The sequence below is a fragment of the uncultured Chitinophaga sp. genome (genome assembly GCF_902168175.1).
GTDB lineage: Bacteria > Bacteroidota > Bacteroidia > Chitinophagales > Chitinophagaceae > Chitinophaga.
Genome location: NZ_CABHOU010000095.1, coordinates 167,922 through 182,099 on the forward strand (window position 1 = coordinate 167,922; position 14,178 = coordinate 182,099).

10 protein-coding genes are annotated in these 14,178 nt (G+C 47.7%); 8 read left to right on the forward strand and 2 right to left on the reverse strand.

Annotation, left to right across the window (positions count from 1 at the left end; translation table 11 throughout):
• The first annotated feature begins 134 nt into the window (after positions 1–134).
• On the forward strand, positions 135–344 hold the full coding sequence (locus QZT80_RS21990; RefSeq protein ID WP_295127326.1) for a hypothetical protein: 210 nt from the start codon (positions 135–137) through the stop codon (positions 342–344).
• 204 nt (positions 345–548) lie between these two features.
• Positions 549–1,484 carry an SPFH domain-containing protein gene (locus tag QZT80_RS21995; RefSeq protein WP_295127329.1) on the forward strand — a complete coding sequence of 312 codons (936 nt, stop codon included), beginning with the start codon at positions 549–551 and terminating at the stop codon, positions 1,482–1,484.
• Positions 1,485–1,550: 66 nt separating this feature from the next.
• Here the strand turns inward: QZT80_RS21995 and QZT80_RS22000 are convergent, their stop codons facing one another.
• Entirely contained in the window at positions 1,551–1,994 is a 444-nt protein-coding gene (locus QZT80_RS22000; RefSeq protein ID WP_295127331.1) for a nucleoside deaminase, read from the reverse strand.
• Entirely contained in the window at positions 1,994–4,105 is a 2,112-nt protein-coding gene (ligA, locus tag QZT80_RS22005; protein ID WP_295127334.1) for an NAD-dependent DNA ligase LigA, read from the reverse strand. Before ligA ends, QZT80_RS22000 begins: the two co-directional genes overlap by 1 nt.
• Positions 4,106–4,155: 50 nt before the next feature.
• Here ligA and QZT80_RS22010 point away from each other — a divergent pair, with 50 nt between their 5' ends.
• From QZT80_RS22010 to QZT80_RS22035, 6 genes are all read left to right on the forward strand, one after another.
• Positions 4,156–5,787, forward strand: a complete 1,632-nt coding sequence (locus tag QZT80_RS22010) for an amidohydrolase (RefSeq protein ID WP_295127337.1) — start codon at positions 4,156–4,158, stop codon at positions 5,785–5,787.
• 102 nt (positions 5,788–5,889) lie between these two features.
• Positions 5,890–6,597: an NUDIX domain-containing protein gene (locus tag QZT80_RS22015; RefSeq protein WP_295127339.1), complete on the forward strand. Its 708-nt coding sequence runs from the start codon at positions 5,890–5,892 to the stop codon at positions 6,595–6,597.
• A 651-nt stretch (positions 6,598–7,248) separates the two neighbouring features.
• Positions 7,249–10,599, forward strand: a complete 3,351-nt coding sequence (locus QZT80_RS22020) for a methylmalonyl-CoA mutase family protein (RefSeq protein ID WP_295127342.1) — start codon at positions 7,249–7,251, stop codon at positions 10,597–10,599.
• Between the two features lie 177 nt (positions 10,600–10,776).
• The gene (locus tag QZT80_RS22025; RefSeq protein WP_295127344.1) at positions 10,777–11,358 is read left to right on the forward strand and encodes a papain-like cysteine protease family protein; all 582 of its coding nucleotides are present in this window, start codon (positions 10,777–10,779) and stop codon (positions 11,356–11,358) included.
• Positions 11,359–11,378: 20 nt separating this feature from the next.
• On the forward strand, positions 11,379–12,092 hold the full coding sequence (locus QZT80_RS22030; protein WP_295127347.1) for a hypothetical protein: 714 nt from the start codon (positions 11,379–11,381) through the stop codon (positions 12,090–12,092).
• 294 nt (positions 12,093–12,386) lie between these two features.
• A complete protein-coding gene (locus QZT80_RS22035) occupies positions 12,387–14,165 on the forward strand; it encodes a hypothetical protein (protein ID WP_295127350.1) in 1,779 nt (592 codons plus the stop codon).
• The last annotated feature ends 13 nt before the right edge of the window (positions 14,166–14,178 follow it).

Here is a 14,178-nt window from a genome sequence, read left to right on the forward strand (position 1 = left end):
TGTATTTTTTTTAACATAAAACAGGGAAAAATACCCAAGCTTGGGTATTTTCTCACGTCTTAATCTCCACTAATTTAGTACTCGATTATTGAGGAGTTCATTTTGGATAGTTTTAGTACAACTTACTTATCACTATGATAACCGATGAAAAGGCCTATTTTATCCTGGATCTCGAACTTTCTGCAACACCCGAAGAGATTATAGCCAGGTATGAGGCGTTAAAAGACCAGTATAAGAAAATCAAAGAGGAAACAGAAGACTTGAAAACGCGTCTGGCGTATCAGTTAAAGCAAATTGAACTGGACGATGTGTTCATATACTTAAGAAAATGCCAAAAGATATAGTAAGGCCTTTGGGTCTGTACTTATGCCATTAAGATACCGGACTTTCATTCATTGTTTGTTAACCCACAACAAACCTGGATGGAGTCCGGCCCTGGCATCCCGGTGTTAATTAACCCCTTCTCTCCCCATCTTCGATTTTTACATTTGACTATAGTTATGGATTTTATATTACATTTATGTTCTAAATAAAATCAACACATAACCATGGACAATTACCTATTGTATGCACTCATCGTGCTGGTAGTGCTTATCCTGTTTACCTCCTTTGTTACCGTGCAGCAGGGTACCATTGGCGTAACTACTATTTTCGGTAAGTACAACCGCATTTTGTTCCCCGGACTAAATTTCAAGATTCCACTTATTGAGAAGGTGTTCAAACGCATTACTATCCAGAACCGTTCTGTGGAACTGGAGTTCCAGGCTATTACTGTAGACCAGGCCAATGTTTACTTTAAGGCCATGTTGCTTTACTCCGTACTGAACCAGGAGGAAAATACCATCAAAAACGTAGCGTTCAAATTTATGGACGAGCGCAGTTTTATGCAGGCGCTGGTGCGTACTATCGAAGGCTCTATCCGTGGGTTTGTAGCTACAAAGAAACAGTCGGAAGTATTAGGCCTTCGCCGCGACATTACAGAACATGTAAAGGAGCAGATTGACCAGATACTGGAAAGTTGGGGTTTTCACCTGCAGGACCTGCAGATGAACGATATTACTTTTGATGATGCTATTATGCGTTCGATGGCGCAGGTAGTGGCCTCTAACAACCTGAAGGCTGCGGCCGAAAATGAAGGGCAGGCATTACTGATCACCAAAACCAAAGCTGCGGAAGCTGATGGTAATGCGATCAAGATCGCTGCTGAAGCAGAACGCCAGGCGGCCCAGTTACGTGGCCAGGGTGTTGCCCTGTTCCGGGAGGAGGTAGCTAAGGGTATGACCATGGCTGCGAAGGAAATGCAGCAGGCTAACCTGGATACCTCGGTAATCCTGTTCTCGATGTGGACAGAAGCCATCAAACACTTCGCTGAAAACTCTAAAGGTAATGTGCTGTTCCTCGATGGATCGTCAGAAGGGATGGACCATAGCATGAAGCAACTGATGGGACTCAATAAACTGATGGACCCTAATCATGCTAAATAATATTTGTTACAGATAGAAAAGTGGCCGTCTCATAACGAGGCGGCCACTTTTTTGTTAATGCGATACTTACCTTTTTGAGGCAAAAAAATCTTTCACCAGTTTGAGACTTTCGTCCGCACATACCCCATGTTCAATTTTTGTTTTGGGATGGAAGGGCGATTGCTCGCCTGTTACCCTGCGATAGCCGTTTTTCTCGTCCTGCGCGCCGTAAACGATGCGGCCTATTTTACTCCAGTATAAGGCGCCGGAACACATTACACAGGGTTCCAGTGTAACGTACAGGGTAGCGTCCATCAGGTATTTGCTGCCCAGGGTGCTGAAGGCCGAAGTAAGGGCGATCATTTCCGCATGGGCCGTGCAGTCGGTAAGGCGCTCTACCTGGTTGTGGCCCCGGCCAATAATTTGGCCATTCATCACTACCACGGCGCCAATAGGCACCTCTCCATCTTCCCCGGCTTTGCGCGCTTCTTTAAGCGCCTGTTGCATGTAGTGTTCGTCGTTTGCTTCCATTAGGCTTCTACCAGTTTAATGAATTCGTCTTCCGTCAGTATTTTGATGGTGTTAATTTTCTTCGCTTTCTCGAGTTTGCTGCCGGCATCATCGCCCACGATCAGGTAATTGAGTTTGCTGCTAACGCCGCTCAGCAGTTTGCCGCCATGTTGTTCCACCATGCCCTCCGCTTCACTACGTTTCAATTTAGAGAGCGTACCGGTAAACAGGAATGTTTGTCCGCTGAGTGTACCTTCGGCGGAGAGGCTGCCTTGTGTGTTTAAAAGATTCACCCCTAATGAACGCAGTTTCTCCAGCATATCCAGGTTGCCCGGGTCGGCAAAGAACTGGCGGATAGAGCCTGCTACTTTAGGTCCGATATCTTCCAAAGCCAGCAATTGTTCTTCGGTGTAGTCTTTCAGTTCGGTAAGTTCCTTCACCGCATTGGCCAGTGTTTTGGCCGTGGTTTCGCCCACATAACGGATGCCGAGGCCGAATATAAGACGGTGCAGTGGTTGCGATTTAGAGCTTTCGATGGCAGCGGTAAGATTGGTGATGGACTTGGCGCCGAAACCTTCCATCTTCCCTATCACGCCAAAATCCATTTCATAAATGCCGGGTACATCTTTCAAGATACCGAGGTTATAAAATTTACGCACGTTGCTTTCGCCAAAGCTGCGGATGTCCATGGCGTCTTTGCTTACGAAGTGGATGATACGTTCTACCACCTGCGCTTCGCAGTTGATGTTATTACAACGCCAAACGCTTTCGCCCTCGGGCTTAAACAGCGGATGGTCGCATACCGGGCATTTAGTGGGGAATATAATATCTTCTTCAGAACCATCGCGGAGGTCGGCCATGGACTTTACGATGTAAGGAATAACGTCGCCTGCCCTTTCCACCAACACTGTATCTCCTTTCTTAAGGCCCTTTTCACGGATTACATCTTCATTGAACAACGACATAGAACCCACCATCACGCCTCCAATGGGCACAGGATCAATTTTGGCTACCGGCGTAATAGAGCCGGTACGGCCTACCTGGAACTCTACGCTGCGCAGTTTGCTCGTTGCCTGGCGTGCCTTGAATTTAAAGGCTATGGCCCAGCGAGGGTGATGCGTGGTCATGCCCATTTTATCCTGCAAATCGTAGTTGTTCACTTTAATCACCATACCATCGATCTCGTACGGCAAATCGTCGCGCTTCGATTCAAACTCATGAACATAGTCGATTACCGCTTTAATGCCTTTCACCACTATCTTTTCTTTCGCCGGACTGCGGAAGCCCATGGTGTACAGCAGGTCGAGCGTACCGCTATGCGTTTGCAGTATTTCCGGTTCGGTTTGTCCGTCGAGCATTACATGATAACTCATGTGATAAAGAAACGCTTCCAGTCCGCGTTTGGCTACTTCATTCGGATCTACCATGCGCAGTGAGCCCGATGCGGCGTTGCGTGGATTAGCGAGTGGCGGCAGGTTTTCGGCCATACGCTGCTCATTGAATTTCTTAAAAGTAGTTTTGTTGATGAGCACTTCGCCCCTTATCTCTATTTGCTGAATGCCATAATTAGAGAAGGGTGCAGAAAGCGGGATGGTACGTATCTGGCGGATGTTGGTGGTAATATCATCACCTGCTACCCCATCGCCGCGCGTGGCACCGCGTGTAAGCAGGTCGTTTTCGTAGATGAGAGAAATGCTTGCGCCGTCGAATTTCGGTTCTATGCAATATTCCAGTTCGTCCACACCGGCAAACTCACGGGCCTTACGGTCCCAGTCGGTAAGGTCATCTTCGTTGTAAGAGTTATCGAGGCTGAGCATCGGGACGAGGTGCTGCACTGTCGGGAAGTTTTTCGACAAACCCTGCGCAACACGCGAGGTTGGAGAGTCCGGCGTTTTCAGTTCCGGGTTTTCCTTTTCCAGCTTTTTAAGCCAGGCGAACAACTGGTCGTACTCGAAGTCGGATACTACAGGGTCGTCCTGGATGTAATAACGGTAATCGTTGTAACGGATCACACGGCGTAAGGCCTCCACCGTATCTGTGAGATTATCGTTCATGAGTCCTTCCCCGGGCAACAGGCTAAGAAGCGCTTTGGCCTCCTGCGATAGATTTATTTCCGTTTCTTTAGTATACATAGATGAGATCTGTGCCGTAAATTTAAACTTTATAGCCCTAAACTCCAGACATGAAGTATCTTCTTTACAGCAGCCTGTTGCTTACACTTGCCTCCTGCCAAACCAAACAGAAGGCAGACCTGGTATTGCATAACGCCGTTATCTACACCGTTAACGATTCTTTTGCTGTGGCGGAAGCACTGGCGGTTAAGGACGGACGTATTGTGGCTACAGGCAGTGATGCGGATATTTTAAAGAGATACGAAGCCACGGAAACCAGGGACGCCGCGGGGAAATTCGTTTACCCGGGCTTCATAGACGCACATTCCCACTTTACCGGTTACGCCCTGGGCCTGCAGTCGGTAGCGCTGGATGGTACAGGCAGTTGGCAGGAGGTGATAAACAAGCTAAAAGCCTTCGCTGCCTCCAGTTCTCAACCCTGGATACTGGGCCGTGGCTGGGACCAAAACGACTGGGAGGATAAGAATTTTCCTGACAGAGCGCAGCTTGACAGCCTGTTTCCAAATACCCCTGTGTTCCTGGAGCGGGTAGACGGGCATGCGGCTATCGTAAACCAGGCCGCTATCAATGCTGCAAAGATCACAGCGGGCCAAACCCTTACCGGTGGGCTGGTAGAAACAAAAAATGGACGGCTTACGGGCATATTGGTGGATAATGCAGTGGGGCTTGTACAGTCAGTTATACCGGCACCAGATGCCGGTGCATATGAGAAAAGCTGGCAGCTGGCCGAGCGTAATTGCTTCGCAGCGGGTCTCACCACGGTGTCTGACTGTGGACTGGAACTACGGCAGGCGCTGTTGCTCGATAGTTTACAGCGTGCAGGCAAACTACAAATGCGTGCTTACGTAATGTTGAGTGATAACGATGAAAACTGGAACTGGCTGAAGCAGAAAGGCGCGTATAAAACCGATCATATCAATATAGGTGGAATGAAGTTTTATGCGGATGGCGCACTCGGCTCCCGCGGCGCCTGCCTGTTACATGATTATGCTGATAAAGCAGGCTGGAAGGGATTCTTATTAAAAGATAAAACCTACTTCGAGACAAAGGCGGCAGAGATGGTGCAAACGAAATTGCAGATGTGTACGCATGCCATTGGCGACTCTGCCAACCGGGAGATATTACGTATTTACGGTTCCGTATTAAAAGGGAAGAACGATAAGCGCTGGCGTATTGAGCATGCGCAGGTGGTAGATAGCGCCGACTTCAAATGGTTCGGGCAATATAGTATCGTACCATCTGTGCAGCCCACCCATGCCACCTCCGATATGTATTGGGCGGCCAGCAGGCTTGGGCCACAACAGGTAAAAACCGCGTACGCATTCCTGCAGCTGCTGAAAGAGAACGGCTGGTTACCTCTGGGTACCGACTTTCCCGTAGAGGATATCAGTCCTTTAAAAACCTTTCTGGCTGCAGTGGGCCGGGTGGATGCGAAAGGATTTCCCGAAGGTGGTTTCCAGCCAGAGAACGCCCTTTCGCGAGAGCAGGGTTTGCGTGGCATGACTATTTGGGCGGCCAGAGCGGCGTTTGAAGAACAGGATAAAGGAAGCCTCGAGGTGGGTAAACTGGCCGACTTCATCATCCTGTCCGACGATATAATGAAAGTGCCGGTAGCGGGAATACTCAGGCTTAACATATTAAGCACCTATGTTGGCGGTAAAAATGTATTCAACTTACAATAAGTGTAAAATAAGGCCCCATGGAACTGTGAAAAATTATTTATCTTTTCTTACGTGATTGTTAGCGCCCCGGGTGATTATCCGTTTTTTAGAATATTCCACGATATGAGCACATACACCGCGAACGATTCCCAAACCGGGAATGTAGCTGAGCATTTTAAAATGGCGGTTTCCGTAGACTGTGTTGTTTTTGGCTGGGAAGACGAAGCCCTCAAAGTATTATTGTTGCCTGCGCAGGAGCCTGGGCAAAACGACTGCTGGAAGTTACCGGGCGATACGATACGACCGGGAGAAACACTGGAGTCGGCTGCCTGGCGGGTGTTAGAGCGCCATGCGGGCATTAGTGGCCTCGACCTGGAGCAGGTACACGCCTTCGGTGCCGTCCAGCGCCATCCTATTGGTAGCGTGGTGTCGGTTGCCTACTACAGCCTGGTAAACGTAGCCCATACTCCCATCCGCCAGCAACCAGGCGCCTTAAAGTGGTGTACGGTGAAAAAGTTACCTGAACTATTGCCCGATCATAAAGAGATACTGGCCACCTGCTACCGGCGGTTACAGCATAAAGTAGTAGACCATCCTATCGGTATAGACCTCCTGCCGGAGAAGTTTTCACTCCGTACCCTCCAACATCTTTACGAAACCATTCTCGACGTTAAACTCGACCGTCGCAACTTCCGGAAGAAGTTTTTTAACATGGATATCCTGGTCGATTTGCATGAAGAGGAAGATAGCGTACCCCACCGTCCCGCCAGACTGTATAAATTCGACCCTGGAAAGTACGATTTGAGGGCTAAAAGAGCTTTGGATTTCTAATGCTTTTTTAACATTTGGGATAAATTCGGAATAGTATACTTTTAGGGGAAAATACTTAACAGTATTGATAATCGGCTAAGATGCCCTGTGGGAGGAAAGTATCAGTTGAAATAATTTATTTAGAATTTTCAGTAATTATTGAAAAAAAAGTTTGAGAGATAAAAAAAAAGCTTTAAGATTGTGTTAAATATACGCACATAAAGAGGCGGTATATTTTTGACCCGATAGAAAAGACCAGAGAGACAAATAAGTAACCAGAATTTAAATTGCTAAAAGGACATTAGACAAACATATAAAAACAAGCTTTTTATATACAAATTGCGTTTATAAATTCCACATTATACATTATTGTAAGTTCCACGTTATACCTTATTTTAAGTTCCACGTTGTGAAATTTAGTTTCACTAATTATTCATTACTGCTTTCTATTTCTATGGATCCCCTGCGTTTTTAATCGCAGGGGATTTTTTGTTTTTAGTCTAAACAATTATCAACTGCTGCTTACAACTGTTAGTATTTATCCAACAAGCATCTTCACCTGTTCAATCAATTCTAATTCTGCGGCCTGGCGGCGTTTGTAAGTGCTTCAACCCTTATTTTCGTAACTTGCAATGTTGTACTGCGTTAGCAGTTTTCCGCAAACATCTTATTATGTCATATACACCAACTAACAAAGTACGTATTGTTACGGCAGCTTCTCTGTTCGACGGTCATGATGCCGCGATCAATATCATGCGCCGTATTATGCAGTCAAAAGGCGCGGAGGTAATTCATCTCGGGCATAACCGCTCCGCCGCCGAGATAGTGGATTGCGCCATACAGGAAGATGCCCAGGGCATTGCCGTTACCTCTTACCAGGGAGGCCACGTTGAATTTTTTAAGTACATGTATGACCTGCTGCATGAAAAAGGTTGCGGGCATATCAAGATATTTGGTGGTGGTGGCGGCACCATTCTGCCAACAGAAATCCAGGAAATGCACGCATACGGCATCTCCCGTATTTACTCTCCCGACGATGGCCGCCAGATGGGCTTAGAGGGAATGATAGAAGATTTGATCAATCAATGTGATTATCCTTTACCTGCCATCGCCCGTAAGATAGAAACTACGGACGCGCCGCTGATCGCCCGCGCCATCACGCAGGCGGAGAATGGTCAGCCCGTTCCACAGTTGCAGAAGAAACTGGCAGCGGTTGGTTTGGATGAAGAAGAACATACTACGGGTGGCCACGTAGCTGTATTGGGTATTACCGGTACCGGCGGTGCAGGTAAAAGTAGCGTGACGGATGAACTGGTCAGGCGTTTCCTCTATCACTACGAAGACAAAACGATCGCTGTTATTTCCGTAGATCCATCCAAGAAAAAAACGGGCGGTGCGTTACTTGGCGACCGTATCCGGATGAACAGTATCCATCACCCCCGCGCCTACATGCGCTCCCTGGCTACCCGCGAAAGCGATAAGGCCATCAGCGAACATATACAGGAGGCTATCGACATCTGCAAAATGGCAGGCTTCGATTTTATTATTCTTGAAACATCGGGTATCGGTCAAAGTGATACGGCCATTGTAGATTATTGCGACCTTTCGCTGTATGTGATGACGCCTGAATACGGTGCGGCTTCGCAGCTCGAAAAGATTAATATGCTCGATTACGCCGACGTAATTACGATCAACAAATTCGATAAAGCCGGCGCACTGGATGCACTGCACGATGTGCGTAAACAATATAAACGTAACCACGGCCTTTGGAGCGCCAAAGACGAAGAGCTTCCTGTAGTGGGCACCATCGCCTCTAAATTCAATAATGCAGGCTGTAACCTGTTGTTTGATATGCTGATGAAGGTAGTGGAAGATAAGGTGGGTATCAGCTTCGGCGGTACTGCTAAAGAAGCTACAGGCAGCGGTAATTTGGAAGATGCGATCATTCCGCCTTCACGGGTGCGTTACCTGGCGGAGATCGTTAGTACCATTGAGGATTATGGCAAGTGGGTAAAGGAACAATGCGCTATTGCCAGCAAATGGTATAAAGTAACTGGTGTGCTGGATATGGAAGAGTGGAAAGATAAGGAAGGATTGAGGGCCGTCAGCGAACATCTTCAAAAACAATTACAGCCGGAATGTAAGGCGTTGATAGAAGGATGGCCGGCGTTGGTAGAGAAGTACACCGCCGATCATTATGCGTTCCAGGTGCGTGATAAAGAGATCAAACTTCCTTTATTCACCACCAGCCTTTCGCAATCGCGCATTCCTAAAATAAGTTTGCCTAAGTTCAGCGACTGGGGCGATATTTTACGCTGGCAGCTTACCGAAAACCTGCCCGGAGAGTTCCCTTACGCAGCAGGTGTGTTCCCGCTTAAACGCGAAGGCGAAGACCCTACCAGGATGTTTGCCGGCGAAGGTGGCCCGGAACGTACCAATAAACGTTTTCACTATGTATCGGTTGAGCAGCCTGCCAAACGTTTGTCTACGGCGTTCGACAGTGTTACGCTTTACGGCGAAGACCCCGCCTACCGCCCGGATATTTATGGTAAAGTCGGCAACTCCGGTGTTAGTATAGCTTCTGTAGACGATGCCAAGAAACTTTACAGCGGCTTCGATCTTTGTAATCCAAAGACTTCGGTGTCGATGACGATCAACGGTCCGGCACCCATACTGCTCGCCTTTTTTATGAATGCCGCTATTGATCAGCAATGTGAACAATATATTGCTAAAGAAGGGCTCACCGATAAGGTAAAAGACATCATCAGGAAGAAATTTAAAGAACACCCCCTGCCTGAATACAGTGGCGGATTGCCGCATGGCAACGATGGCCTGGGCCTTGCCCTGCTGGGCGTTTCCGGTAGCGACGTGCTGGAGCCGGAGGTGTATGAAAAGATAAAAGCCCATGCGCTTAGCACCGTGCGTGGCACTGTGCAGGCCGATATTCTGAAAGAAGATCAGGCACAGAACACCTGCATCTTTTCTACCGAATTTGCATTAAAGCTGATGGGCGATGTGCAGGAATATTTCATCAACAGAAAAGTAAGAAACTTCTATTCAGTAAGTATTTCCGGTTACCATATTGCCGAAGCCGGTGCCAATCCGATTACCCAGCTGGCCTTTACGTTATCAAACGGTTTTACTTACGTGGAGTATTACCTCAGCCGCGGCATGAACATCGACGATTTTGCGCCAAACCTTTCGTTTTTCTTCAGCAACGGTATGGACCCCGAGTATGCTGTAATCGGCCGTGTGGCCCGCCGCATCTGGGCAAAAGCCATCAAGTATAAGTACAAGGGTAACGACCGTTCGCAAAAACTGAAATATCATATCCAGACTTCCGGCCGCAGTTTGCATGCGCAGGAAATTGACTTTAACGATATACGCACTACGTTGCAGGCTTTATATGCGATATATGACAACTGCAACTCCCTGCATACAAATGCGTACGATGAGGCCATTACTACGCCCACCGAAGAGAGTGTGCGCCGCGCCATGGCCATTCAGTTGATCATTAACCGCGAACTGGGTACAGCTACCAATGAGAATCCTAACCAGGGCAGCTTTTTCCTGGATGAACTAACCGACCTGGTGGAAGAAGCGGTAATGATGGAGTTCAACCGAATTACCGAACGCGGTGGTGTTTTGGGCGCTATGGAAAGAATGTACCAGCGTAACAAGATACAGGAAGAAAGCCTGCATTATGAGTCGCTGAAGCATACCGGCGAATACCCGATCATAGGTGTAAACACCTTCCTGAATAAGAATGGGTCACCTACAATTATTCCTGCAGAAGTGATCCGCTCTACTACCGAAGAAAAAGAATACCAGATTAATTCGGTGGATGCTTTTAAAAAGCGTCATGAAGATAAAAGTGCGGCTATGCTGAAACGTTTGCAGGAGGCGGCGATACGTAATGATAACCTGTTTGACGAGTTGATGGAAACCGTGAAGTATTGTACACTCGGGCAAATTACACATGCTTTGTACGAGGTGGGTGGACAATATAGAAGAAACATGTAAACAATACACTTGTTATATAAGTCCCGCAGTAATGCGGGACTTTTTTATTTGACCGCTGCGCTAATATTTCTGCGTGGCAACGCGCTTTGCTCGCAGTATTAAATAAGCCCTTACCTTTATACCCGTCGTCGAGTTGCATAACCACGTTTATCTGTTAACTTCAAAAGAATAACCTCAATGAAAAAGAATTGCTTTCATTGGCAGGCCTGTATGCTACTGGGTCTCTGCCTCTATCTGACTGCTTGTTGCAAACCTGCAAATGTAGGTTCACAACCGGTTCCGCTTATTTCGCAGCAAACGAACAACTGGTGTTGGGCCGCTACCACCCAAATGATCACTACATTTTTAGGGCATCCTGTGCAGCAGTGCGACCTGGCTAATCAACGTTTTGGCAGAAACGATTGCTGCCAGGGTAATTGCCCGAAAAATTCTGCCTGTAACATGCCTGCGTGGACGATGTTCTCCGAGAGTGGCTTCGATTTCAGGGAATCTACCACGCCTTTGCCATGGGATAGTCTGAAGAAGTACATTTACTGTCGTAAACAACCGCTAGCCTACGCTTATGGGCCTAAATCCGGCGGTGTTGGGCACGTATTGGTCATCTATGGCTACGTCAGTGTTGGCAGCACCAACTACCTGTTCCTGCGCGACCCATGGGCCCCCTGCGAAGGTACAGACAGGTCTATTACCTACGAGGAATACAGTAATTCAGGCAGCTCCGACCATTGGAGTACCATGTATGATTTCAAATTTCGTTAAACCCTAAAAAATCAATGATCATGAAGCTCAAATCAAAAATATATACCCTGTTTACGGTCTCCTGTACCGCGTGGCTGCTGGCTTGCACGGCAGGCCAGTCGGGCGGTAATGGTGGCGCAAACGATACTGCCATCGTTATGAACTCACCACAAAAAGCGCTGGAAGTGGCGCTGCGCGATTTGCAGCAGCTTTCCGACGATAATATTAAGGCATTCGGTTTTGCTTCTGTCGCCGAGGCTAAAGAGGCCAAGGCAGAGGAACCGGTAAAGCTGCAGGTACTCAGTTTCGATAAACTGCTGGCCGGCGATAGCTCTATGGCTAACGACAGCCTTAACCCACTTTCACGCTTCGAGTCCACCGAACAGCAGGAACTTGTATATCCGCTGGCAGTAGGCGGCGCGGTAAAATCCACCGTTAAGATTACCGGCATGAGCGAAAGATGGCAGATAGCCGGTTTTGACCAGGGGCATGCCGCGGTTGTGACCAATGCCCGCAAACTAAGCCAGGGGCAGGCGTTCGGCCTGGTAAATATTCCAGGTTTACAGCTCGCCTTTATCGAAACAAGCATAGACGGCAGGCGGTTGTACTACCCGGTAGTGTCTGATGAGCAGGCCGGTGTTTATAAAGACAGGCCTATGTCCGCCTACGAGCTGGTGCGGGTACTCTCCAATGCGGCGCGCGCTGCTAAAGACCGCTATGGCAAAGAGATAGACGGAAAACGGATTGTAAATTAACTGTTATAGGATTGGTTAAGCCATCGGCGCCTGTTGCGTGTCGGTGGCTTTTTTATTTTGGTGTATACATGGCTGCACCGGCCGGTGTGCTATTAAGGGGATTTGATTGCGGTACCAGGTTTCGTATATTCTTTCTTAAAGAGAAAGGACGAGGTGTATACATGACAGTAATTATTTACGCCCGTTGATACTGATGTTTCGTAGCCGGAAAGCTGCCATGTGTACAAATTTCCGTTCCCGATTTGCCCTGCTGCGCATATTCCCGTAATTTGCCGGGAGCATACGTTTTAATATATGAACCCTGCACACACATACCAGCAAAAGACACAACACTACAGGCAACACATCAAACAATTGGAACGTCAGTTACGAGGGTTGGCCTGGGCCAGGTTAGGTATTTTTCTGCTCGCTATTATTTCGGTTTACGAATATTTTCACAACGATTTTATCCCTGTATGGCTGCTGGTAATCGCTGCCCTGACCGTGGTATTTGTGTTTTCGCTGGTGCGTTATCAACGGTCGCAGGATAAGTTAAATCTGTATAAAGCACTACTCGATCTGAATGAAAAAGAGTTGTTGCTGGCTACCGAACACAAGGCTGCCTTTGCGGACGGTGCCGAGTTTATCGACGATCAGCATGATTTTGCGGGCGACCTGGACGTGTTTGGGCCGTCTTCCCTGTTTCAGTATATTAACCGTACGGGCACACTGTTGGGTAAAAAGCAGCTGGCCGACTCGCTGCGTCAGTATCCTGCTAATGCAGCAGATATTCACCAGGTGCAGGATGCTGTAAAAGAATTGGCGCCGCAGCTGGACCTCAGGCAGTTATATACCGCACAGGCTGTGCTGGCAGAAGAGAAGCCCGATGATGTGAAAGGACTGCAGGCCTGGTTTAATATGCCGCTTCATTTCGTCGGTAAAAAATGGTTACGGATAGCCAGGATTCTATTGCCCCTGCTGGTGATCGCATCGATCGTGTATTATATCATTACCGGCAACTACATTCCTTTCTCCCTGATGCTCGTGGTGAATGGTTTGATGCTGGGCGCCAGTGTGAAGAGAGTAAATGAGATGTATATACACCTCGGAAACAAAGAGCGTGTACTGCACAAGTTTGCCAACCTGTTGCAGCAGGTGCGGGAGGCACCATGGCAGTCGGCTTTGCTTACACAATACAAAAATACCGCAGCCGAAGCAGATATAGCATTACGTAAACTGGCGAAAACAGGCAACCTGCTCGATCAGCGCCTCAACATCCTGGTGGCGTTATTCCTTAATCTTCTATTTCTTTACGATATCCAGTGTGCTTTTGCACTGGAAAACTGGAAAGAAAAATTTAAAAGCCAGATGCCTTCCTGGCTCGATGTGATTGCCCGCCTGGAAGTGCTTAACAGCTTTGCCACCTTTGCTTATAATCATCCCCAGTATATTTATCCGCATGTAAACGATAGCCCCGTTACCGTTTCAGGTACTGCTATTGGTCATCCATTGATTCCCGCTGCAGAATGTGTTACCAACGATGTTACGATTGGCGAACAGGCGCAATTCCTGATCATCACTGGTTCCAACATGTCGGGCAAAAGTACCTTCCTGCGTAGCGTTGGTGTTAACCTGTTGCTCGCTATGCAGGGTGCGCCGGTTTGTGCGTCCAGCTTCACTTGCAGTCCTACCCGCATTATGACCTCCATGCGTATTAAGGATTCCATTGCGCGGCATACTTCTTACTTCCAGGCGGAGTTGTTACGCCTGCAGCATATCATACAGGTGCTAAAAACAGGAGAGCGTGTATTTATTATCCTCGATGAAATTCTTAAGGGTACTAATTCAGAAGATAAACTCACCGGTTCGTTGCGGCTCATCCAACATTTCCTGGAGTATAATTGTTTGGGAATGATTGCCACGCATGATCTTGAACTGGGTAGTCTGGAGCAAAAATATCCAACACAGATACGCAATTTCTGTTTCGAGAGTAGTCTCGAAAACGGCGACCTTCACTTCGATTATCTTATGCGTGAAGGCATTGCACGGAATAAGAATGCCACCTTCCTGATGCAGCAGATGCAGATTATTTAATTCTGTTTACAGC